We start from the raw sequence: 22,609 nt of genomic DNA, 5'->3' as shown, positions 1-22,609 counted from the left end.
CGCCATGCAAGCGTCGCTCAGCGTTGCTGGCGGCGCTTGCGATCCACGTACAGGGTTTTGGCGATGCTCAGCAGGATGCCCAGTGCGATGCCGATACCGGCGCCCAGCAGGAAGTTGTCGCGGAACAGGCCGATGCCAACGCCGACAACCGTGGCAATCACCATCTCGGCGGTATGCGATACCGGGGTGGGGGGCGTGGTGGACATGGCAACTCCGCGACGAAGGACAGGAACGAGCGCCGCATTATCGCGCGGAAACGACAAAGGCCGGGTCACCCCGGCCTTTGCCATTCACATCCGCGCCCGCTTACAGCTGCTCGGCGGGACCGGCGATGGGCGGCACCGGACGGGCGTCGCCGCCCTTGTCGTTGTTGTTGCTGCTGCCGCCATCCTTGTTCGACTTGCTCCAGCCCATCGGCGGCGGCGGATCGCGGCCCTCCATGATGGCGTCGATCTGCGGCGCGTCGATGGTTTCGTACTGCAGCAGCAGCTGGGACATGGTGTGCAGCTTGTCGAGGTTGGCCGTGACCAGCTCGGTGGTACGGGCGTACGCCTTGTCCAGGATGCTGCGCACCACTTCGTCGATACGGCGGGCGGTGTCGTCGGAGACGCTCTTGTGCTGGGTCACCGAACGGCCGAGGAACACTTCATCGTCCTCTTCGCCGTAGGCGATCGGGCCAAGCTCGTCGGACAGGCCCCACTTGGTGACCATGTTGCGGGCCATCTTGGTGGCGCGCTCGATGTCGTTGGACGCACCCGTGGTGACCTTGTCGGTGCCGAAGATCAGCTCTTCGGCCACGCGGCCGCCATACAGCGAGCACAGCTGCGATTCGATCGCGACGCGGTTCATCGAGTACTTGTCGCCTTCCGGCAGGTACATGGTCACGCCCAGCGCACGACCGCGCGGGATGATGGTGACCTTGTAGACCGGATCGTGCTCGGGCACCAGGCGGCCGACGATGGCATGGCCGGCCTCGTGGTAGGCGGTGAGCGTCTTCTCTTCTTCGCTCATCGCCATCGAACGGCGCTCGGCACCCATCAGGATCTTGTCGCGGGCCCGGTCGAAGTGGTCCATGCGGACCTCCTTCTCGCCACCACGCGCGGCGAACAGCGCCGCTTCGTTGCACAGATTTGCGAGGTCCGCACCGGAGAAACCCGGGGTACCGCGCGCGATCACCATCGGCTCGACGTCGTCGGCCAGCGGCAGCTTGCGCATGTGCACCTTGAGGATCTGCTCGCGGCCGCGCACGTCGGCCAGGCCGACCACCACCTGGCGGTCGAAACGGCCCGGGCGCAGCAGCGCCGGGTCAAGCACGTCGGGACGGTTGGTGGCGGCGATGACGATCACGCCCTCGCCTCCCTCGAAGCCATCCATCTCGACCAGCAGCTGGTTCAGGGTCTGCTCGCGCTCGTCATGGCCGCCACCCAGGCCGGCACCGCGATGACGGCCGACGGCGTCGATTTCGTCGATGAAGATGATGCACGGCGCCTGCTTCTTGGCCTGTTCGAACATGTCGCGCACGCGGCTCGCGCCGACGCCCACGAACATTTCCACGAAGTCCGAACCGGAGATCGAGAAGAACGGCACCTTGGCCTCGCCGGCGATGGCGCGGGCCAGCAGGGTCTTGCCGGTACCGGGCGGGCCGACCATCAGCACGCCGCGCGGGATCTTGCCGCCCAGCTTGGTGAACTTGGTCGGGTCGCGCAGGAAGTCGACCAGCTCGCCGACCTCTTCCTTGGCTTCGTCGCAACCGGCAACGTCGGCGAAGGTGACCTTGATCTGGTCTTCGCCCTGCAGCTTGGCGCGCGACTTGCCGAAGGACATGGCGCCCTTGGAGCCGCCACCGCCGCCCTGCATCTGCCGCATGATGAACAACCAGAAGCCGATGATCAGGATCACCGGAAGGAAGTTCATCAGGATCGAGCCCAGCGAAATGCCGCTGGACGGCTCCTCCTGGACGATTTCCACGTTCTTGCCGCGCAGCACGTTGATCAAATCACGATCGTAGGGCGCGGTGATGGTGGCCGACTGGCCGCCACGGGTGGTGTAGGAGAGCTGGCTGGTGCCGCCGCGGACATCCCCGGCGAAGGTCACCTTCTGGACGTTGCCGCTGTCCACCTGGTCGAGGAACTGCGAATACGTAGCGCCCTGGGCACTCGCGCCGTTCGGCTTGGGCGAGAAGCTCTGGAACACCACCATCAGCACCACGGCGACGACCACCCATAGCAGGAGGTTCTTGGTCAAGTCGTTCATCCTCATTGGCTCCGGTGTTCCTCTAATTCCTGACGCGATTCGTATGGTTGAGCTTACTTGATCTGCGCGCGTTTGCCCCGCCCCAGGGCATACACCTCGGGGGAGCGCTTGCGGGACGCTTCCGGCTTGCGGATGACCACCTTGTCGTACCGACGGCGCATCTCGCGCACGTAGTCGTCAAAGCCCACGCCCTGGAACAGCTTGATCAGGAACGCGCCACCCGGCTTGAGATGGTTGTCGGCAAAATCCAACGCCAACTCCGCCAGGTGCATCATCCGCGGTTGGTCGACCGCGTCCATACCACTTTTATTGGGGGCCATATCCGACAGCACAAGGTCTACCGGCTGATCCCCCAGCATCGCCTCGAACTCCGATAGGACGGTTTGCTCCCTGAAGTCACCGTGAAGGAACTCCACGCCGGCCAGCGGCGGCATCTCCAGGATGTCCAGGGCCAGCACCCGGCCGGTGTCGCCGATCTGGCGCCGGACCTGCTGGGACCAGCCCCCCGGCGCGGCGCCGAGGTCGACCACCACCATGTGCGGCTTCAGCAGCCGGTCACGCTCGAGCAGCTCCTCCAGCTTGTAGGCCGCGCGCGAGCGCATGCCCTCTGCCTGGGCCTTCTTCACGAAGGGGTCGGAAAAGTGTTCTTTCAACCAGCGTTGACTGCTCTTGCTACGGGAAGCCATTGGTAATAGGGCCGGAACGGGTGGTCATGATACCCTGATCGCCCCAGTTAACCGCTTGTTCCTGAATGTCTATTGCCCTGACCTCTGCCCAGACCCGCTTCCTCCGCGGCCATGCCCATGATCTGAAAGCCCTGCTGCAGATCGGCGGCAAGGGGGTCACCCCGGCCTTCCTGGCCGAACTGGACGAAGTTCTGGAACGCCACGAGCTGATCAAGGTGAAGGTGGCCGCCGAAGACCGCGATGCCCGCGACGCCATGATCGCCGAGCTTGCCGCCGCCTCCGGCAGCGCCCTGGTGCAGCGCATCGGCCATGTGGCCGTGCTGTACCGCCCGAGCAAGGAACAGCGCCAGATCGTCCTGCCGCGCGGCTGATCCGGGAATCCGAGATGCAACTGAGCCACGAACTGCCCGATTACGCTTACGCGCTGCGCGCTGCCGATGGCCGCACCGCGAAGGTGAATGACCGCACCCTGGCCAGCAGCTTCGTGCTGACCCCGGACACGCTGATCGAAGCCTGGCCGGTGGCCGATATCTCGGCGCTGACCCCGGAACACCTGCAGCCGGTGCTGGCCCTGAACCCCGCGCTGGTAGTGCTGGGTACCGGAGCGACCCAGGTGTTCCCGCCCGCCGCGGTGATCGCCGCCTGCCTCACCCGTGGTATCGGCCTGGAAGTGATGAACAACCCGGCTGCGGCCCGTACCTTCAACATCCTGGCCGGCGAAGGCCGCAAGGTGGCGGCGGCCTTCATCCTGACCGGTTGAAATGCGCTGATTCCGTTCAGAAAAGGCCGCCAATGGCGGCCTTTTTCGTGGGCCGCGCGGGCCCAGCCACCGATGGGTGGCTGCCCCGGCCGATCGGTTACCGCGGCGGCAGGTACAGCAGCGGGTCGACCGGCTTGCCGTTGTAGCGGATCTCGAAGTGCAGCATGTCGCGGGTGGTCCCGGTGCGGCCCATCTCGGCGATCTGCTCGCCCGCCTTCACGCTCTGGCCCTCGTTGACCAGGCGCTTGCGGTTGTGGCCATAGGCCGACAGCCACTGGTCGCTGTGCTTGATGATGATCAACTCGCCGAAGCCGACCAGGCCGGCACCGGAGTACACCACCACGCCCGGGGCCGTGGCCCGCACCGGCTGGCCGCTGCTGCCGGCGATGTCCACGCCCTGCTTGGTCACGTCGGCGCCGACGAACTTGCCGACCAGCGCGCCATCGGCCGGCCAGCGCCAACTGATGTTGCTCTTGATCGCGGTCGTCGGCGACGGCGTGGGCGCCGGCGTGGGCGCGGTGCCTGGACGCGGCGCGGTCACCACCGTGGTGGGCACGCGACCACGCGACCCGGCGTGGCACCGCCGGGGTACAGCTTCAGCGTCTGCCCCGGGTAGATCGTGTACGGCTCGGCCAGGCTGTTCCAGGCGGCCAGGTCGCGCGGGGTGATGTTGTGGATACGGGCCAGCGCGTAAAGCGTGTCGCCCCGCCGTACCACGGCGGTCTGGCCCGGCTTGGCCACCGAGGTCTGCGGCGTGGTGTGCACGCCGCGGCCGCCCGGCGCCGGCTTCACCACGGTGGCGGTGCCGCACGCACTCAGCATGGCCACGGCCAGCACCAGCGTGCCAGCACGCAACCCCCTGCTCAAACGATCAGCACTCATGCGAACTTCGACCTCCAGACTAGCCAGGCGACCAGCGCCACGACCAGCACGGTCGCGATCCAGCCCAGCGGTTCAATCCAACGCCGCAGCGCAGCTTCCGCGCGCGGGCCACCAATACGGATGACCGCGGCCAGCACGAATACGCGCTTGCCCCGGCCGATCAACATGCTCAGGAAGTACTGCGGCAGCGGCACGCCGACGATACCCGATGCCCAGGTGAAGACCTTCATCGGGATCGGCATGAAGCCGCCCAGCACCAGGAAGGTGAACACCGCCCACGGCGACTCGGCCATCTTGGCCTGCACCACCGCGATGCCGCCTTCGATGCTCGGCAGCATCCCCAGCGCGGCGAACACCGGCTTGAGCGCCTCGAAGGCAAAATGCCCCAATGCGTAGCCGACCAGCGCACCGGCCATCGAGCCGGCCAGGCTCAGCGTGGCGAACCACCAGCCGCGCTTTGGCTGGGCCACGCACATCGGCGCCAGCATCACCTCGGGCATCACCGGGAAGATGATCGCCTCGATGAAGCTCAACACCGTCAAATAGGTGGGCGCGCGCTCGTGCGCGGCCCATTTCATCGCCCGCTCGTACAGCGGACCAAAGATCTTCATGACGCCACGCTCCTGTGAATCAATCCAGCATGCCAGACAGCAGCGGCACGAACGTGACCGGCGCCAGCACCTGGTGTTCGATGCTGCCGTCGATGCGGCGGGTCAGTTGCACCAGCGACTGCGCGCCCGGCCCGCCGACCGGCGCCACCAGCCGCCCGCCGACCGCCAACTGCTCGATCAGCGCATCCACCAGCGCCGGGGCGGCGGCGGTGACCACGATCGCGTCGAACGGGCCATGCTCGGCCCAGCCGACCCGGCCGTCGTCGTGCTTGGTGCGGATATTCATGCCCAGCGCGCGGAAGCGCTTGCGCGCCTGGCGCAGCAGGTCGCCGATGCGTTCGACGGTGTAGACCTCCAGCCCAAGCGCGCCCAGGATGGCGGCCTGGTAACCGGAGCCGGTGCCCACCTCCAGCACGTTCTTCGGCGCCGACTGCAGCACCGCCTCGGTCATGCGCGCCACCACCCAGGGCTGGGAGATGGTCTGCCCATGGCCGATCGGCAGCGCGGTGTCTTCATACGCGCGCGAGGCCAGTGCCTCGTCGATGAACAGGTGCCGCGGCACCACGCGGATCGCGTTGAGCGTGTCCTCGTCGACGATGCCGGCCTCGCGCAGGCGTTCGACCAGGCGGTCGCGCACGCGCTGGGAGGTCATGCCGATGCCGACCGCTTCAGGTTGCAGGCGCAGACGCTGGCTCATGCCGGTCGGTCCAGAGCAGCCGTCAGGCCACCGACCCAACTGGCCACCTTTTCCAGCGCCTGGTAACGGGTGAGATCGACCTGGATCGGGGTGATGGAGATGTAGCCACTGCGCACGGCGTGGAAATCGGTCCCCGGGCCCGAATCCTGCTCGCGCCCGGCCGGCCCGATCCAGAACACCTCGTTGCCGCGCGGGTCACGCTGGGCGATGCAGCCTTCGGCGCGGTGACGGTTGCCCAGGCGGGTCACCTCGAAGCCGCGGATCTGGCTCCACGGCAGGTCCGGCACGTTGACGTTGAGGATGGTGTCGGCCGGCAGCGGATCGGCCTTGAGCCGGGTCACGATCTCCACGGCGGCGCGCGCGGCGGTCTCGAAGTTGCGCGGCTCGTGGTTGTGCGTCACCAGCGACATCGCCACCGCCGGCAACCCCAGGAACCGACCTTCCATCGCCGCCGACACGGTGCCGGAGTAGATGACGTCATCGCCCAGGTTGGCCGCGTTGTTGATGCCGGAGACCACGATGTCCGGTTCGTACTCGAGCACGCCGGTGAGTGCCAGGTGCACGCAGTCGGTCGGGGTGCCCGCCACCGAACAGGTGTAGTGGTCGATGCGCTTGAGCCGGATCGGCAGGTCCAGGGTGAGCGAGTTGCTGGCACCGGAGCGGTCGCGATCCGGCGCGAACACCGTCACCTCATGCCCTGCGTCACGCAATACCGAGGCAAGCATCCTGATCCCCGGCGCGTCGACGCCATCGTCGTTGCTGACCAGAATCCGCATCTGCGATTTAACCGCTTGATTTTTCAAGACTTCGATTCCATCACTTTCCAGCGTTGGCGGAGCCGGCGCGGCCCCAGATGGGGCGGGTCGACCGCGCAAGTGCGTCAGCTATTGTGCCGCAAGCGGGCAGATCGGCCTACCCCGGCGACGGTAGGCAGCGGCCGTGCCATGGCAGTAGGCTGTACGCATGTCACATTCTGAAGACGAAGACCCCGCCGCCCTGTTCCGTTCGGCGATCGGTGAGGTCAAGCCGCTGCGCAAGCCGGCGGCCGCGCCGCCGCCCACGCCGAAGCCGAAACCGCGCGCGCGCATGGCCGAACGTGACGACGACGAAGCGCGCGGCGAATTCGCGCGACTGCTGCGCGACAGCGCGCCGCTGGAGGCCGGCGACACCGCCAGCTACCGGCGCGACACCCTGCCGGCGCGGATGTTCCAGCGGCTCAAGCGGGGGCAGTACTCGGTGCAGGACGAGCTGGACCTGCACGGCGCCACGGTAGTGCAGGCGGAAAACCTGCTCCGCCAATTCCTGCTCGAAGCGCACGCACACGAGTACGGCTGCGTGCGCATCATCCATGGCAAGGGCCTGCAGTCCGATGGCGGCGCGCCAGTGTTGAAGAACCTGGTCGATCGCCTGCTGCGTCAGCGCAACGATGTGCTGGCATTCCATTCGGCGCCAGCCGGGCAAGGCGGCACCGGCGCGGTGCTGGTGTTGCTGAGCAATCGGTAGAGCCGACCGTTGGTCGGCTGCATTCCACTCCGGCACCAAGACGCCACGCACCTCGCGCAGCCGACCAACGGTCGGCTCTACCCGGGTTCGGATCGGGACGCGGATCGGGTGCGGATCGGGACGCAGATCGGGACGCAGATCGGGTGCGCATCGGGTGCGGACCGGACGCGGATCGGGTTCGGATCGTGCGTGGATCGGACGCGGATCGGGCGTGGCTCGGGACGCACATCTGCGCGTAGAGCCGACCGTTGGTCGGCTGCATTCTGCTCCGATACCGAGAAGCCACACGCCGCGCGCAGCCGACCGACGGTCGGCTCTACCGGGGTTCGGATCGGGTGCGGATCGGGTTCGGATCGGGTGTGGATCGGACGTGGCTCGGGACGCGCATCTCGCGCGTAGAGCCGACCGTTGGTCGGCTGCATTCCGCTCCGATACCGAGAAGCCACACGCCGCGCGCAGCCGACCGACGGTCGGCTCTACCGGGGTTCGGATCGGGTGCGGGATCGGGTTCGGATCGGGTTCGGATCGGGTTCGGATCGGAGGCGGATCGGAGGCGGATCGGAGGCGGACCGGGTGCAGATCGGGCGTGGCTCGGGACGCGCATCTCGCGCGTAGAGCCGACCGTTGGTCGGCTGCATCCCACCCCGATACCGAGAACCCACGCGCCGCGCGCAGCCGACCAACGGTCGGCTCTACCCGGGTTCCGATCGCGGATCGCGCATCGGGGTCGGATCGGATCGGGGTCTGGTCGCATCGGGCGCGGATTGGAGCGCGGATCCGACGTGGCTTGGCACGCGCCTCTCGCGCGTAGAGCCGACCGTTGGTCGGCTGCATTCCACTCCGGCACCAAGACGCCACGCACCGCGCGCAGCCGACCAACGGTCGGCTCTACCGGGTCAGGCGTCGGCCTGGCTGGCATCCTGCACCGGGCCCAGCTCATGCAGCACGGCGGTGGCATAGCAGCCGGGCGGCAGCGCGAAGCTGAGTTCCAGCACGTCCGGCTGCAACCAGGCGTGCTGCAGCATCGCCGGACGCAGGCGCAGCGCGCGGCGCTCCTGCTTCAGGCGCGCGCCCTCCAGCCCGGTACGCAGGGCACGTGACTGCTCGTCGTTGATCGCCCCCAGCTCCAGTGCGGCAGCCGCACCGGTACTGCGCAGCTCGCCCTCGCCCCACAACGGTCCGCTGGGATGGATGTCGAAACGCGCCAGGCGATCCGCCAGCAGGTCGGTCCACGGCTCGGGGCCGAACACGCTGCGGCTCCCATCCAGCATCCACACCTCTCCGTCCAGCGGGGTGTCCCAGTTGCCCTGCGCGACGCGCTCGGCCAGCACCTGGTTGAACAGCGCCGAGCGTGCCGCCGACAACAGCAGTGACCGCTGGTCCGGGCGCACGCGTCGGCCGCCGAACATCGCCAGCGCCGCCGGCACGTTGCCGCCGTCGCGCCCGAAGCGCTGTTCGCCGAACCAGTTGGGCAGGCCGCGCGCGGCGATCAGCGACACGCGCTCCTCGATGGCCGCCGCCTCTCCGCGCACGTCGCGCAGCACCAGCTTGAAGCGATTGCCGGCCAGCGCACCGCGCTGCAGCTTGCGGTTGTGCCAGGTCGCCTCGACCACCTCGATCTCATCGGATGCCAACAAGGCCGGATCCGGCGCGACGCGCTTGGGCAGGTGCACGCTGAAGCGCTGGGTGGTCACCGCATGGCGGTCCTTCATGCCGGCATAGCTCACTGCCATTTCCGGCAACCCGGCCCACTTCGCCAGCACCTTGGCCACGTGCACGGTGTTGGCCCCGCGCTTGCGGAGAGTCAGCAGCAGGTGCTCGCCCTCCCCGCTCGGCTCGAAGGCCGGCAGTTCATCGACCTGGAAATCCTCGGGGACGCTGCGGATCTTCGCGCTCAGCAGGGGCGCGCCAAACGCCAGCGGCAACGGGATCACAGCGCCACCAGCAGCACGACGGCCTGGGCGGCGATGCCTTCACCGCGCCCGGTGAAGCCCAGCTTCTCCGAGGTGGTGGCCTTGACGCTGACCGCATCCAGCGCGACCCCCAGCAGCGCGGCGATGCGCTCGCGCATGGCCGGCGCATGCGGGCCCACTTTGGGCCGCTCGCAGATGACGGTGATATCGGTGTTGCCGACCTGCCAGCCACGCTCGCGCAGCAGGCCGTTGCAATGCGCCAGGAACTGGCTGCTGTCCGCGTCCTTCCAGCGCATGTCCGACGGCGGGAAGTGCTGGCCGATGTCACCCAGCGACAGCGCGCCGAGCATCGCATCGCAGAGCGCGTGCAGGATCACATCGCCATCGCTGTGCGCCAGCACGCCGCGCTCGTGCGCGACGCGCACGCCGCCGAGCATGATGTGGTCGCCCTCGCCGAAGGCGTGGACGTCGTAGCCCTGTCCGATCCGGACCGGGGGAAAAAGAGCGGTGTTCATGACAAGGACCTGCGGTTGTGGCGCCGCGCGCGGAGGGTCATCCGCGGCGCGACAGCTCGAATTCGAATCGGGACAGGTCGGCCGGCGTGGTGACCTTGAAGTTGTCCTCGCTGCCTTCCACCAGCAATGGGCGCAGCCCCTGCCGCTCCATCGCCATGGCGTCGTCGGTCACCTCGATCCCGGCGGCGGCGGCCTCCTGCAGCGCGCGCGCCAACTGGTGGCGACGGAACAGTTGCGGGGTCAGCGCACGCCACAGGCGCGCACGGGGTTCGGTGGCATCGATGCCACCGTCATCGCCGGCCCGCTTGAGGGTGTCGCGTACCGGCGCGGCCAGGATCGCCCCGACCGGGTCGTTGCGCCCTACTTCCAGCAGCCGGCCCAGGTCGGCGGCGGCCAGGTTGGGCCGCGCCGCGTCGTGGACCAGCACGAAATCATCGGCACGCACGCTGTCCGGCAAGGCCTGCAGCCCGGCCAGCACCGACGCGGCGCGAGTGGCGCCGCCGGTGCAGGTCAGGATCGGCTTGTCCGCCAGCGACTGCCAGCCCGGCCAGTCGGTGTCGCCCTCGGCGACCACGACCATCACGCCGGCCACGACCGGGTGCGACAACAGGGCCTCCAACGTGTGCGCCAGCAGCACCCGGTCGCCCGCGACCAGGTACTGCTTGGGGGTCTCTCCGCCGAAGCGGGTGCCGCGACCGGCCGCCGGCACCACCGCCCATACCGTGCCCATCAGGGCACCTCCTGGTGCGGTGCATCCGGATCGACCGGCGCCACCGGTGCGCGCGCAGGCGCGACCGGGGCATCTTCGACCACGCGGTAGAACTTCTCGCCGGGCTTGATCATGCCCAGCTCGCTGCGCGCGCGCTCCTCGATCGCCGCCTGGCCTTCCTTGAGATCCTTGACCTCGGCGGCGAGCGCGTCGTTGCGCTGTTGCAGACCGGCGTTGTCACGCTGCTGGCTGGCGACCTGGGCCTCCAGGGCCATCACTTCCCCTGAATTGCCCGGGCCGAACCAGAAGCGGTACTGCAGCCACGCCAGCAGCAGCGCGAGCAGCAGCAGCATCCAGCGCCAGTTGCGCATGGGATCAGCGCTTCAGCGACACAAACGCGTCGCGACCGGCGTAACGCGCACCGGCACCAAGGGCTTCTTCGATGCGCAGCAGCTGGTTGTACTTGGCCACGCGGTCGCTGCGGCACAGCGAGCCGGTCTTGATCTGGGTGGCGGTGGTGGCCACGGCGATGTCGGCGATGGTGGTGTCTTCGGTTTCGCCCGAACGGTGCGAGACCACGGCCGCGTAGTTGGCGTCGTGCGCCATCGCGATCGCTTCCAGGGTCTCGGTCAGGGTGCCGATCTGGTTGACCTTGATCAGGATGGCGTTGGCGGTGCCCGACGCGATGCCTTCCTTGAAGATCTTCGGGTTGGTCACGAACAGGTCGTCGCCGACCAGCTGCACCTTGCTGCCGATGCGGTCGGTGAGCAGCTTCCAGCCGGCCCAGTCGTTCTCGGCCAGGCCGTCTTCGATGGTGATGATCGGGTACTGGGCAGCCCAGTCGGCCAGGAAGTCGACGAACTGCTCGGAGGTCAGGCGCTTGTTCTCGCCCACCAGGTTGTACTTGCCGTTCTCGTAGAACTCGCTGGAGGCCACGTCCAGGCCCAGCAGCACGTCTTCACCGGCGGTGTAGCCGGCCTTGCCGATCGCCTCCAGGATGGTGTCCAGCGCCTCGACGTTGCTGCGGAAGTCCGGCGCGAAGCCGCCTTCGTCGCCCACGGCGGTGCTCAGGCCATGGCCCTTGAGCACGGACTTGAGCGAATGGAAGATTTCGGTGCCGGCGCGCAGCGCTTCGGAGAACGAGGTGAAACCGACCGGCAGGACCATGAACTCCTGGAAGTCGACGTTGTTGTCGGCATGCGCGCCGCCGTTGATGATGTTCATCATCGGCACCGGCAGGGTCACGTCGCGGCCCTTGGCCAGGTACTGCCACAGCGCCTGCTTGTTGGACGCGGCGGCGGCATGGGCATTGGCCATGGACACGGCCAGCAGCGCGTTGGCGCCCAGCCGGCCCTTGTTCTCGGTGCCGTCCAGGTCGATCAGGCGGCGATCCAGGGCGTCCTGGTCGGCGGCGTCGTAGCCCTTGAGCGCGTTGGCGATGGTGGTGTTGACGTTGGCCACGGCGTTGCGCACGCCCTTGCCCAGGTAACGGGTCTTGTCGCCGTCACGCAGCTCGACCGCTTCCTTGGAGCCGGTCGAGGCGCCGGAGGGAACCGCGGCGCGGCCGAACGAACCGTCCTCGAGGATGACATCGGCTTCCAGCGTGGGATTGCCACGGCTGTCGAGGATTTCACGGGCGTGGATGCTGCGGATCGTGGTCATAGCGGGCCGGTTACCAGTCAGGAAGGGGAAACGCCAAAAAGTAGCGCTGAAAAGCTGCCGCGTGATTATCGCCATCCACCTGCCGCTTGCCAAATCGGCGTGCGGCCTGGCAGGCGGCGCGCGTCTACAACAGCGCAGGAGCGAGCAGCACCGCCAACAGCAGCGCGTCGAGCACCAGCGCGGACACGCCGCCACCGGCCTGGCGGCGCAGGCGCAGGGCCAGCACGCTGGCGATCACGCTGCCCAGCAGGGCGGTCCCGCCCAGCGCCAGGGTGATGTACAGATAGGGCGCGGTGGCCTGCATGGCGTGACTGCCGTCACCGGGCATGCCGACGCTGGCCATCACCAGCACCGTCAGCATGAAGGTGCACACCCAGGCGCCGAAGGACAGCAGCAGTGCGGCCCAGCCCCACGGCCACTGGCGCCAGTGCCGGCGCTGGCGGCGCGCTTCCAGCGCCGCCCACGGGTCCTGGCTCATGCGGGCCGCCCGCGCGGGCGGCCGCGCCATGGCGCGGTCAGGCGCCTGCTTCCAGGGCGCCACCGGCCTTGCGCTCACGCGCGGCGCGGATGAAGCCGATGAACAGCGGGTGGCCTTCGCGCGGGGTGGACAGGAACTCGGGATGGGCCTGACAGGCCAGGAACCACGGGTGCTGGTCGCGCGGCAGCTCGATGACTTCCACCAGGGTGTCGTCCATCGACTTGCCGGCGATCACCAGCCCGGCATCTTCCAGCTGGGTGCGGTAGCGGTTGTTGAACTCGTAGCGGTGGCGATGGCGTTCGGAGACCACGTCCTTGCCGTACAGCGCGCGGGCCAGCGTGCCCGGCTTGAGCCGCTGCTCCTGCAGGCCCAGGCGCATGGTGCCGCCGAGGTCGCTCTTGTCGTCGCGCTTCTCCACGTCGCCGGTGGCGGTGCGCCACTCGGTGATCAGGCCGATCACCGGGTTCGGCGACTGGCGGTCGTTCTCGGTGCTGTTGGCCCCGTCCAGCCCGGCCACGTGGCGGGCGAAATCGACCACCGCGGCCTGCATGCCGTAGCAGATGCCGAAGTACGGCACGTTCTGCTCACGGGCGAACTGCGAGGTGAGCACCTTGCCTTCGAAACCGCGGTCGCCGAAGCCGCCGGGCACGAGGATGCCGTCGACGTCCTTCAGCGCGCCCATGTCGGTGCCTTCCAGGTCCTGGGCTTCGAGCCACTTCAGGTTGACCCGGGTGCGCTGGCGCAGGCCGCCGTGCTTGAGGGCCTCGCCGACCGACTTGTAGGCGTCCTGGTGGTCCACGTACTTGCCCACCACCGCGATGGTGACCTCGTCCAGCGGGTGCAGGGTGGCATCCACCGCTGCTTCCCACTCGTGCAGGTCGGCCGGGCCGGCCTTGTCGGCGAGCTTGAGCTGGTTGATGACGATCTCGTCCAGGCCCTGCGCGTGCAGGCCCATCGGGATGCGGTACAGCACGTCCACGTCGGGCACGCTGATCACCGCGCGCTCGGACACGTTGGTGAACTGGGCGATCTTGCGGCGCTCCGAATCCGGCACCACCTGCTCGGAGCGGCACAGCAGCACGTCCGGCTGGATGCCGATCGAGCGCAGTTCCTTGACCGAGTGCTGGGTCGGCTTGGTCTTCAGTTCGCCGGCGGCGGCGATGTACGGCACCAGGGTGAGGTGCATGAACAGGGCCTTCTCCGGCCCACGCTCGGTGCGCACCTGGCGTATCGCCTCCAGGAACGGCAGCGATTCGATGTCGCCGACGGTGCCACCGATCTCCACCAGGGCCACGTCGAAGCCTTCGGTGGCTTCATCCATGCAGCGGCGGATTTCATCGGTGATGTGCGGGATGACCTGCACGGTGGCGCCCAGGTAGTCGCCGCGGCGCTCCTTGCGGATCACGTTCTCGTAGATGCGGCCGGTGGTGACCGAGTTCTTGCGGCTCAGGCGGGTCCGCACGAAACGCTCGTAGTGGCCCAGGTCCAGGTCGGTCTCGGCGCCGTCGTCGGTGACGTACACCTCGCCGTGCTGGAACGGGCTCATGGTGCCCGGATCGACGTTGATGTACGGGTCGAGCTTCATCATCGTGACGGTCAGGCCACGGGCTTCGAGGATGGCGGCAAGCGACGCGGCGGCAATACCTTTGCCGAGCGAGGACACTACGCCGCCGGTTACGAAGATCAAGGGAGTCATGGCTGGGGGTGTCCTGTCAGGAAGGGGGAAACGACTCCGGCGCGGGGGGCGACGGACGGCGTGAAGGGGAAAATGGGGGCGATCGGGCCGTTGGCTGCGGGCACTACACGCGCCAGGGACGGGATCAGGGGGGCAGCAGGCAGGCCGGTCGGCGAGGTCGGGTTGGCCGTGCCGGTCGCTGAACGGACCGTCACCTTCTGCCTACCCTGCTGGCGATCGCGCACGATCAGGCCAGTCCATTCGCTGATGGATGACACGTACTGCTCCCGGAAAGCGCTAGTTTACAGATTGGAGGCCACAAGCCCAAGCACTGGCGTGCGCCCTTCACAAAAAAAAGACGCCCCGGCAGTGCCGGGGCGTCCATGACGCGGTCGGAAGGGGTCAGCGCTTCTTCCTGGCTTCTTCCTCTTCTTCCTTCTGCGGGGCCTGTTCGCCCCTGGCCTTCATCTCGGCGGTGGCCTGGGCCCGGCGCTTGGCCTTGGCATCGGCCTCGGACTGCGCCTTGTCGGCCTGCTCGCCCTGCTGCGGCGTGGGCTGGCCCTGTCCGGCGTTCTGGGCCATGGCCAGCGGCACGGCCACGACGGCGGCGGCAATGGCGATGACGGTCAGCAACTTCTTCATGGGGTCACTCCTCGCGGTCTCGGCTTGGGATGGGGTTGCCGGGGGGCCCGGTTTCCACCACGCACAGTCTATCCAACCCCGGTCGGCCGGCCCCTGAACGTGTGGCGTGCAAAAAAACCGTCCAGACCGCAAACTTCGCCGTCGCTTTGCGCTTTATGAAGACAGATGAACGCCCGCTATAACGCCGCCGATATTGAAGTCCTGTCCGGCCTGGACCCGGTCAAGCGCCGCCCCGGCATGTACACCGACACCGCGCGCCCGAACCATCTGGCGCAGGAAGTCATCGACAATGCCGTCGACGAAGCCCTGGCCGGGCATGCCCGTACGGTCGAGGTCACCCTGTACAAGGATGGCAGCTGCGAGGTCAGCGATGACGGCCGCGGCATGCCCGTGGACATCCACCCCGAGGAGAAGATCCCCGGTGTCGAACTGATCCTCACCCGCCTGCACGCGGGCGGCAAGTTCAACAACAAGAACTACACCTTCTCCGGCGGCCTGCATGGCGTGGGCGTCAGCGTGGTCAATGCGCTCTCGACCCTGGTCGAGGTGCACATCAAGCGTGACGGCAGCGAACACCGCATCACCTTCCGCAACGGCGACCGCGCCACCCCGCTGGAAGTGGTCGGCAGCGTCGGCAAGAAGAACACCGGTACCCGCGTGCGCTTCTGGGCCGACCCGAAGTACTTCGACACGCCCAAGTACAACCTGCGCGCGCTTCGCCACCTGCTGCGCGCCAAGGCGGTGCTGTGCCCGGGCCTGACCGTGAAGCTTCGCGATGAAGCCACCGACGAGCAGGACACCTGGTACTACGAAGATGGCCTGAGCGACTACCTGAAGGCCGAGCTGGGCGAGCGCGAGATGCTGCCGGCCGACCTGTTCGTGGGTCACCTGAAGAAGGAAAACGAGGTGGTGGACTGGGCCTTGGCCTGGATTCCCGAGGGCGAACTGGTCCAGGAAAGCTACGTCAACCTGATCCCGACGGCCCAGCACGGCACCCACGCCAACGGACTGCGCACCGGCCTGACCGAAGCGCTGCGCGAGTTCTGCGATTTCCGCAACCTGTTGCCGCGCGGGGTCAAGCTGGCCCCGGAAGACGTGTGGGACCGGGTCGCCTTCGTGCTGTCGCTGAAGATGACCGACCCGCAGTTCAGCGGCCAGACCAAGGAGCGCCTGTCCTCGCGCCAGGCCGCCGGTTTCGTCGAAGGTGCCGCGCACGATGCCTTCAGCCTGCTGCTCAACCAGAACGTGGAGATGGGCGAGAAGATCGCCCAGCTGGCCATCGAGCGCGCCAGCGCGCGCCTGAAGACCGAAAAGCTGGTGACCCGCAAGAAGGTCACCCAGGGCCCTGCCCTGCCCGGCAAGCTGGCCGACTGCATCAGCCAGGACCTGTCGCGCACCGAGCTGTTCCTGGTGGAAGGCGACTCGGCCGGCGGCAGCGCCAAGCAGGCCCGCGACAAGGACTTCCAGGCGATCATGCCGCTGCGCGGCAAGATCCTGAACACCTGGGAAGTGTCCTCGGGCAGCGTGCTGGCGTCGGAAGAAGTGCACAACCTGGCGATCGCGATCGGCTGCGACCCGGGCAAGGACGACATCACCGGGCTGCGCTACGGCAAGGTGGTGATCCTGGCCGACGCCGACTCGGACGGCCTGCATATCGCCACGCTGCTGACCGCGCTGTTCCTCAAGCACTTCCCGGCCTTGGTGGATGCTGGCCACGTGTTCGTGGCGATGCCGCCGCTGTTCCGCATCGACGTGGGCAAGCAGGTGTTCTACGCGCTGGATGAAGAAGAAAAGCGCACCATGCTGGACAAGATCGAGCGCGAGAAGATCAAGGGCACCGTGAGCGTGACCCGCTTCAAGGGCCTGGGCGAGATGAATCCGCCGCAGCTGCGCGAGTCGACCATCCATCCCGATACGCGCCGCCTGGTGCAGTTGACGATCGATGATGGCGAGCAGACCCATTCGCTGATGGACATGCTGCTGGCCAAGAAGCGCGCCAGCGACCGCAAGCAGTGGCTGGAGAACAAGGGCGACCTGGCATCGCTTGAAGTCTGAGAGTCGCCTGACCGCTGCAGAGGAGCCCGCCATCCCGGCGGGCTTTTTTTTTGGGTTTCCTTCCTGATCGAGGGGGCGACTGTTCCAAGGGCCGCAGGGGATCGAGTACGGCGATGCGCGGCTGGACGGGGTGTCGGGATCGGGCGGTGGTTTCGCCCGGGTCTGTCGCGAGCGTGGGGGGCCCGCCATAATCCCCGGACACGACCGGCCGCGTGCCGGCTGCCGACACGGACCTGCATGTACTTCGATTCGACCCTGCAACTGCGCAGCCCGCGGCTGGTGCTGAGCCCGATCCGGGCCAGCGACGGTGCCGCGCTGTTTGCCATCCAGTCCGACCCGGCGGTGATGCGTTACTGGAACCACCCGGCCTGGACCGACATCCAGCAGGCCTATGCGCAGATCCTCGACGACCTGGCTGCGCTGCGGGCCGGCACCCAGCTCAAGCTCGGCATCCGCGAGCATGCCGATGCGCCGTTGCTCGGCATCTGCGTGGTGTTTGCGATCGATGCCGATGCGCGCCGGGCCGAGATCGGCTACCACCTGTCGCCGCTGGCACAGGGCAAGGGCTACATGGGCGAGGCGCTGCGGTGTTTCGTGGACCACCTGTTCGATGATCGCGGGCTACGCCGGCTGGAGGCGGAGATCGATCCGCGCAACGCGCCGTCGGCACGCGTGCTGGAGCGCATCGGATTCCAGCGCGAAGGCCTGCTGCGCGAACGCTGGTGCGTGGGCGGTGAGCTGTCCGATTCGGCGTTGTACGGGTTGCTGGCACGGGAACGCGGGCGCTGAGGGGATGGCGCGGCGCCGCGCTCGGCGGTGGTCAGTGGCTCGGGCGCTGGGAGAAGAAACGAAAAACCCGCCTTTCGGCGGGTTTTTCGTTGCAGCCGAGCATGGCCCGGCACCGCCGGTTCGACGCGGCTTACGCCCAGCCGAACAGCTCGAACAGGCGCAGGATCAGATACGCACAACCGCCGGCGGCGGGGATGGTCAGGATCCAGGCCCACACGATGCGTTCGATCACGCCGAACCGCAGCGAACGCGGGTTCTTGGCGTAACCCACGCCCATGATCGCGGTCGAGATGCTGTGCGTGGTCGAGACCGGCATGCCGAAATGCGCGGCCAGGGTGAGGATGGTGGCCGAGCTGGTCTCCGCGGCAAAGCCGTGGATCGGGTGCAGCTTCACCATCTTGTGGCCCAGGGTCTTGATGATCTTCCAGCCGCCGGACGCGGTACCGGCCGCCATCACCACCGCGCAGGTGAGCACGATCCACATCGCGATGCCGTCACCGGCACTGGCCTGCGGATGCATGAAGGCCAGCCAGGACGGCAGGTCGTTCAATGCACCGGTGGCCTCGGCGCCGATCAGGGTCATGGCGATGATGCCCATGGTCTTCTGCGCGTCGTTGTGGCCGTGGGCGAAGCCCATGTAGGCGGCCGACGCGATCTGCGCCTTCCCGAAGAACGCGTTGACGATGCGCGGGCGGGCCAGGCGACCCAGCCAGCCGCCGGCCTTGGCCATGCCGGCGATGATCGCCCACAGCAGCAGCATCACCACGATACCGAGCAGGAAGCCGGCGATCGGCGAGGTGATCATCGGCAGGAACACCTTCCACAGCAGGCCCTTGTTCTGGGCCCAGGTGCCGATCCGTTCGGACCAGATCAGCGCATCCCAGTTGTTGTGGGCCGCGGCCAGGCCGGCGCCGCACAGGCCGCCGATCAGCGCGTGCGAGGACGAGGACGGCAGGCCCTTCCACCAGGTGATCAGGTTCCAGATGATGCCGCCGAGCAGGGCGCACAGGATCACCTGCGGGGTCACGTCGACCACGTTGGTGTTGAGCAGGCCCGAGGCGATGGTCAGCGCGACGGCGGTGCCGGTCAGCGCGCCGATGAGGTTCATGAACGCGGCGAGCATCACCGCCCAGCCGGGCGAGAGCACTTTGGTCGCCACCACGGTGGCGATGGAGTTGGCGGTGTCGTGGAAGCCGTTGATGAACTCGAAGACGAGCGCGGCCAGGATCACCACCAGGACAAGGGTCAGCATGCTGTGGCGTCCGTCAGCTGTTCTTCAGCACGATCTGGTACGCCACCACGCCGGCCTCGCGGCAGCGGTCGATGGCTTTTTCCAGGATCTCGAAGAACTCCTTGAGCAGGAACATCTGCAGGTTGTCCAGGCGGCCGGAGTAGATGTCGCGGTACAGCTCGAGCATCAACCGGTCGGCTTCGTTTTCCAGCGAACGCAGCTTCTCGTTGAGCGCGGTCATCCGGTCCAGGTTCATGTGGCGCAGGTCACCGACCATCTCCACGACCACGCTGGCGGCCTGCTCGAGCATGGCGGCGCGGGGCGCGAAATCGATGTGTTCCAGGTGCTTGGTCGCCAGCGAGTAGCGGTCGGCGAACTTCTCGACCTGCTTGGGGATCTTGTACAGCGCCGAGCCCAGCGCTTCGATGTCCTCGCGCTCGATAGGGGTCATGAAGCTGTCCACCAGCGCCTGGCTGATCTTGTCCGAGGCGGCGCGCTCGCGCAGGCGGGCCAGCTTGAAGGCGTCCAGCGCCGGCTGGCGGTCAGCCTCGCGCAGCATCGCGTGCAGCGCCTTGGCGCTGTCCTGGGCGGCCTGCGCAGCCTCGTCCAGCAGGGTGTAGAACTGTTTGCCGGAGCCGAAAATGGTCTGCAGAGAGAACATTGAGAAACCTATTCGCCGTCGAGGAAGGACGGCACCGGGCGGAATTATGACGGTTTGATGTCCATTGCGGGTACTCCCCCCTGCCCTTCACATCCCGACGCCCCAGTCTGAACGACTCTGGTTGCCTACCTCCCCCGGCCTTTTGTTAAGATGCGCGGGCACCTTCGGGTGCACTCTATGGAAGACGACCCTTACCCTCCGCCGCTCCGCCGCGCCTGCGCGCCCTCCGGATGCCGCCACCGCTTGAACACGCCCTCCCTGCCACCAACCGGGGACGCCGCCCGTGTTTGAACTGATTATCGTCCTGGCCCTGATCCTGCTCAACGGCTTCTTCGCCATGTCCGAGATGTCGGTCATGACCTCGCGCAAGAGCCGCCTCAAGCAGATGGCCAGCACCAGCAAGCGCGCCGAGCGCGCGCTTGAACTGTCCGAAAAGCCCGAGAGCTTCCTGTCCACCGTCCAGATCGGGATCACCCTGATCGGCGTGCTGACCGGTGTGTTCGGCGGCGAGGCGATCGGCCTGGCCATCGCCACCTGGCTGCACGGGCTGTTCCCCGACTTCGTTTACGCCGCCCAGGTCGGCAAGGCGCTGGCAGTGGCCCTGATTACCTTCCTGACGCTGATCTTCGGCGAACTGGTGCCCAAGCGGCTGGCGATCACCCGCTCGGAAGACATCGCCGGCCTGGTGGCCTGGCCGATGGGCTGGCTGTCGCGGATCGCCTTCCCGGCGGTGTGGCTGCTCTCGCACAGCACCCGGCTGGTGCTGCGGGTGCTGGGCCTGGGCAAGGACGAGGCCGCCTCGGTCACCGAAGAAGAGATCCGCATGCTGGTCGCCGAGAGCCACGAAGCCGGCGTGATCGACGCGCATGAGCGCGACATGATGAACCGGGTGATGCGCCTGGGCGACCGCACCGCCGACAGCCTGATGACCCCGCGCAACCGGATCGCCTGGCTGGACACCGTGGCCGACCCGGAAAAGAACATCGCCACGATGCGCGAGCACGAGTTCTCGCGTTACCCGGTGTACCGCGACAACGACCAGGACATCGTCGGCGTGCTCGAGGTAAAGAGCCTGGTCACGCGGCTGGTGCGCGATGACCACTCGCTGTTCCAGCACCTGCGCGAACCGCTGTACGTGTCCGAGTCAACCCATGCGATGAAGCTGCTGGAGATCTTCCGCGAGGAACAGCAGTCGATGGCGCTGGTGGTGGACGAGTACGGCGAGATCCAGGGCCTGGTGACCATCAGCGACCTGATGGGCGCGGTGGTGGGGCGCCTGCAGTCGGTGGAGAACGTGGACGAAGACGCGCTGGTGGTGACGCGCGAGGACGGTTCGTTCCTGGTCGATGGCTCGCTGTCGATCGAAGACCTGCGCGAACTGATGGGCAATGCCGAACTGCCCGATGCCGAGGACGGCGATTACTACACCCTTGCCGGCATGTGCATCCATTATTTCGGGCGCATTCCGCACGCGGGCGAGTATTTCGACTGGGCCGGCTGGCGCATCGAGATCGTCGACCTCGACGGCGCGCGGGTGGACAAGCTGCTGCTGCGCACGCTGTCCGAAGAAGAGACCGATGAACTCACCGGCTGAGCCAACGCCGCCGGAAGACGGCCGGCCCGCGTACCGCAACGAGGGCATCCGCACGCTGCTGGCCATGTTCGATCATGGCGACCCGGAGCACCGCCTGCTGCTGGGCGAGATCCTGCGCGACCTGCAGCAGAGTGCGTTCGGCGTGTTCCTGTTCGTGGCGATCCTGCCGGCGTTCATTCCGATCCCCGGCGTGGGCGGCGCGGTCAGCGGCCCGCTGATCGTGTTGATCGGTGCGCAGATGCTGTTCGGGATGCGCCGCCCGTGGCTGCCGGGTTTCGTGGCCAACCGCGGGCCCAAGCGCGGCACCATGCATCGCTTCCTGGCCCGCATCGACCGGCCGCTGCGACGGCTGGATCGCTTGCTGAAGCCGCGCCTGCCGGCGCTGCTGGTGCCGCGGCCGGCACATGCGTTCACCGGCCTGTTGCTGATCCTGGTAGCGATGCTGCTGTCGCTGCCGATCCCGTTCACCAATTATCTGTTCGGCTTCCAGCTGCTGCTGTTCGCCCTGGCCCTGCTTGAACGCGACGGCATGCTGATGCTGTTCAACTGGGTCGGCGCGGTGGCCGCGGTGCTGTTCTTCGGCTTCAGTTCCGGCCAGCTGGTGAGCTACACGATGGAGCAGGTCCAGCGCTGGTTCTGAGCGGCCAGGGGGAGCCGACCATCGGTCCGCTCCACCCCGGTCGCCGGGACGTTACGCCCCCGGCTTGAGATCCACCGTACCGGTATCGGACAACGCGCCCGGATCATCGGTCACCGCCGACAACACGAAATACAGCGCGCTGCCGAGCAGGCCGCCCGGGCCATCCCAGTACTCGGCCGATTCGGCACTGAAGTGGATCAGCCGCAGGTTCGGATCGTCCTTGCCACCGGGGAAGAACACTTTCATCGCCGGCGACCACAGTTCCTCGATCTTGGCGCGGTCATCAACGACGCGCGCGGTACCGGCGACGGACACATAGGTGTTGCCCGACGGTGAGGAATAGGAGACGTTGACCCGCGGATTGAGCGCGATCTCGGCCACCTTGGGGCTGTCGGCTTCGGTGGCGAACCACAGGTCGCCGTCGAACTCGACTTCCTGGGTACCGAGCGGGCGACTGTAAAGACGTCCGTCGACGCCGACCGTGGTGAACATCGCGATGTCCACGTCACGGATCATGCCGGCCAGTTGTTTGATGTGCTGTTGGCGATCGTGCTCTGCCATGGGGTAACTCCTGCAACGGGGGCCCCATCACAGCGGATCGGCGGCCACGGCAGCGTGAATCGCAGGGTCACATCCCCTTCGCATCCTTCCCG

At 67.4% G+C, this 22,609-nt stretch carries 24 protein-coding genes and 1 pseudogene; 7 read left to right on the top strand and 18 right to left on the bottom strand.

The genetic code is table 11. The annotated features are described in order from the left end of the window. Window positions 1–17 precede the first annotated feature (17 nt). The 3 genes from AC1DGC_RS09860 to rlmE all read right to left on the bottom strand — a co-directional run bounded on the left by AC1DGC_RS09860 (window position 18) and on the right by rlmE (window position 2,939). A complete protein-coding gene (locus tag AC1DGC_RS09860; protein ID WP_259204604.1) occupies window positions 18–206 on the bottom strand; it encodes a hypothetical protein in 189 nt (62 codons plus the stop codon). Window positions 207–306: 100 nt separating this feature from the next. Further along, the gene (gene ftsH, locus AC1DGC_RS09855) at window positions 307–2,253 is read right to left on the bottom strand and encodes an ATP-dependent zinc metalloprotease FtsH (RefSeq protein ID WP_259204603.1); all 1,947 of its coding nucleotides are present in this window, start codon (window positions 2,251–2,253) and stop codon (window positions 307–309) included. Between the two features lie 53 nt (window positions 2,254–2,306). Beyond that, complete coding sequence (gene rlmE, locus AC1DGC_RS09850) at window positions 2,307–2,939, bottom strand: 23S rRNA (uridine(2552)-2'-O)-methyltransferase RlmE (RefSeq protein WP_259204595.1); 633 nt, start codon at window positions 2,937–2,939, stop codon at window positions 2,307–2,309. A 65-nt stretch (window positions 2,940–3,004) separates the two neighbouring features. On the opposite strand from rlmE, the gene yhbY reads away from it, so the two are divergent. Next, entirely contained in the window at window positions 3,005–3,310 is a 306-nt protein-coding gene (gene yhbY / locus AC1DGC_RS09845) for a ribosome assembly RNA-binding protein YhbY (RefSeq protein ID WP_259204588.1), read from the top strand. A 14-nt stretch (window positions 3,311–3,324) separates the two neighbouring features. Continuing rightward, window positions 3,325–3,699 carry an Mth938-like domain-containing protein gene (locus AC1DGC_RS09840; protein WP_478047748.1) on the top strand — a complete coding sequence of 125 codons (375 nt, stop codon included), beginning with the start codon at window positions 3,325–3,327 and terminating at the stop codon, window positions 3,697–3,699. 97 nt (window positions 3,700–3,796) lie between these two features. Here the strand turns inward: AC1DGC_RS09840 and AC1DGC_RS09835 are convergent. The 4 genes and pseudogenes from AC1DGC_RS09835 to surE all read right to left on the bottom strand — a co-directional run bounded on the left by AC1DGC_RS09835 (window position 3,797) and on the right by surE (window position 6,665). After that, a pseudogene (locus AC1DGC_RS09835) lies at window positions 3,797–4,581 on the bottom strand (peptidoglycan DD-metalloendopeptidase family protein). Then, window positions 4,578–5,192: a YqaA family protein gene (locus AC1DGC_RS09830; RefSeq protein ID WP_394164457.1), complete on the bottom strand. Its 615-nt coding sequence runs from the start codon at window positions 5,190–5,192 to the stop codon at window positions 4,578–4,580. The pseudogene AC1DGC_RS09835 and the gene AC1DGC_RS09830 overlap by 4 nt, the downstream one beginning before the upstream one ends. A gap of 19 nt (window positions 5,193–5,211) precedes the next feature. Further along, a complete protein-coding gene (locus AC1DGC_RS09825) occupies window positions 5,212–5,889 on the bottom strand; it encodes a protein-L-isoaspartate(D-aspartate) O-methyltransferase (protein ID WP_478047747.1) in 678 nt (225 codons plus the stop codon). Then, entirely contained in the window at window positions 5,886–6,665 is a 780-nt protein-coding gene (gene surE / locus AC1DGC_RS09820; RefSeq protein ID WP_478047746.1) for a 5'/3'-nucleotidase SurE, read from the bottom strand. Before surE ends, AC1DGC_RS09825 begins: the two co-directional genes overlap by 4 nt. Before the next feature lie 187 nt (window positions 6,666–6,852). On the opposite strand from surE, the gene AC1DGC_RS09815 reads away from it, so the two are divergent. Further along, window positions 6,853–7,392 (top strand): Smr/MutS family protein, encoded by a 540-nt coding sequence (locus AC1DGC_RS09815; protein ID WP_259204560.1) that lies wholly within the window; start codon window positions 6,853–6,855, stop codon window positions 7,390–7,392. 896 nt (window positions 7,393–8,288) lie between these two features. Here AC1DGC_RS09815 and truD read toward each other — a convergent pair. The 8 genes from truD to AC1DGC_RS09775 form a co-directional block, all read right to left on the bottom strand. Further along, complete coding sequence (gene truD / locus AC1DGC_RS09810; RefSeq protein ID WP_478047745.1) at window positions 8,289–9,326, bottom strand: tRNA pseudouridine(13) synthase TruD; 1,038 nt, start codon at window positions 9,324–9,326, stop codon at window positions 8,289–8,291. After that, a complete protein-coding gene (ispF, locus tag AC1DGC_RS09805; RefSeq protein WP_478047744.1) occupies window positions 9,323–9,820 on the bottom strand; it encodes a 2-C-methyl-D-erythritol 2,4-cyclodiphosphate synthase in 498 nt (165 codons plus the stop codon). Before ispF ends, truD begins: the two co-directional genes overlap by 4 nt. Window positions 9,821–9,857: 37 nt before the next feature. After that, the gene (gene ispD / locus AC1DGC_RS09800; protein ID WP_259205043.1) at window positions 9,858–10,553 is read right to left on the bottom strand and encodes a 2-C-methyl-D-erythritol 4-phosphate cytidylyltransferase; all 696 of its coding nucleotides are present in this window, start codon (window positions 10,551–10,553) and stop codon (window positions 9,858–9,860) included. Continuing rightward, window positions 10,550–10,900 (bottom strand): cell division protein FtsB, encoded by a 351-nt coding sequence (gene ftsB, locus AC1DGC_RS09795; RefSeq protein WP_259204535.1) that lies wholly within the window; start codon window positions 10,898–10,900, stop codon window positions 10,550–10,552. Before ftsB ends, ispD begins: the two co-directional genes overlap by 4 nt. Window positions 10,901–10,904: 4 nt before the next feature. After that, complete coding sequence (gene eno / locus AC1DGC_RS09790; protein WP_259204532.1) at window positions 10,905–12,191, bottom strand: phosphopyruvate hydratase; 1,287 nt, start codon at window positions 12,189–12,191, stop codon at window positions 10,905–10,907. A gap of 124 nt (window positions 12,192–12,315) precedes the next feature. Then, a complete protein-coding gene (locus AC1DGC_RS09785; protein ID WP_259204530.1) occupies window positions 12,316–12,669 on the bottom strand; it encodes a hypothetical protein in 354 nt (117 codons plus the stop codon). A gap of 37 nt (window positions 12,670–12,706) precedes the next feature. Then, a complete protein-coding gene (locus AC1DGC_RS09780) occupies window positions 12,707–14,365 on the bottom strand; it encodes a CTP synthase (RefSeq protein WP_259204529.1) in 1,659 nt (552 codons plus the stop codon). Window positions 14,366–14,746: 381 nt separating this feature from the next. After that, complete coding sequence (locus AC1DGC_RS09775; protein WP_259204526.1) at window positions 14,747–14,986, bottom strand: hypothetical protein; 240 nt, start codon at window positions 14,984–14,986, stop codon at window positions 14,747–14,749. 165 nt (window positions 14,987–15,151) lie between these two features. On the opposite strand from AC1DGC_RS09775, the gene parE reads away from it, so the two are divergent. Next, window positions 15,152–17,041, top strand: a complete 1,890-nt coding sequence (gene parE / locus AC1DGC_RS09770) for a DNA topoisomerase IV subunit B (protein WP_259204524.1) — start codon at window positions 15,152–15,154, stop codon at window positions 17,039–17,041. A 237-nt stretch (window positions 17,042–17,278) separates the two neighbouring features. After that, window positions 17,279–17,830 carry a GNAT family N-acetyltransferase gene (locus tag AC1DGC_RS09765; protein ID WP_394164460.1) on the top strand — a complete coding sequence of 184 codons (552 nt, stop codon included), beginning with the start codon at window positions 17,279–17,281 and terminating at the stop codon, window positions 17,828–17,830. Window positions 17,831–17,960: 130 nt separating this feature from the next. On the opposite strand, the gene AC1DGC_RS09760 is transcribed toward AC1DGC_RS09765, so the two are convergent. Further along, window positions 17,961–19,082, bottom strand: a complete 1,122-nt coding sequence (locus AC1DGC_RS09760; protein ID WP_259204515.1) for an inorganic phosphate transporter — start codon at window positions 19,080–19,082, stop codon at window positions 17,961–17,963. Window positions 19,083–19,095: 13 nt separating this feature from the next. Next, complete coding sequence (locus tag AC1DGC_RS09755) at window positions 19,096–19,722, bottom strand: DUF47 domain-containing protein (protein ID WP_259204513.1); 627 nt, start codon at window positions 19,720–19,722, stop codon at window positions 19,096–19,098. Between the two features lie 283 nt (window positions 19,723–20,005). On the opposite strand from AC1DGC_RS09755, the gene AC1DGC_RS09750 reads away from it, so the two are divergent. Both AC1DGC_RS09750 and AC1DGC_RS09745 read left to right on the top strand, forming a co-directional pair. Next, a complete protein-coding gene (locus AC1DGC_RS09750; protein WP_259204511.1) occupies window positions 20,006–21,316 on the top strand; it encodes a hemolysin family protein in 1,311 nt (436 codons plus the stop codon). Then, window positions 21,300–21,956 (top strand): exopolysaccharide biosynthesis protein, encoded by a 657-nt coding sequence (locus AC1DGC_RS09745; RefSeq protein WP_259204509.1) that lies wholly within the window; start codon window positions 21,300–21,302, stop codon window positions 21,954–21,956. Before AC1DGC_RS09750 ends, AC1DGC_RS09745 begins: the two co-directional genes overlap by 17 nt. Before the next feature lie 51 nt (window positions 21,957–22,007). Here the strand turns inward: AC1DGC_RS09745 and AC1DGC_RS09740 are convergent, their stop codons facing one another. After that, window positions 22,008–22,517 carry a pyridoxamine 5'-phosphate oxidase family protein gene (locus AC1DGC_RS09740; protein WP_478047743.1) on the bottom strand — a complete coding sequence of 170 codons (510 nt, stop codon included), beginning with the start codon at window positions 22,515–22,517 and terminating at the stop codon, window positions 22,008–22,010. Between the last annotated feature and the right edge of the window lie 92 nt (window positions 22,518–22,609).

This window comes from Stenotrophomonas sp. 05N37, from assembly GCF_056397365.1.
Note: the sequence above shows the minus strand (reverse complement) of the source record. Positions and strands in the feature narration are given on the sequence as shown.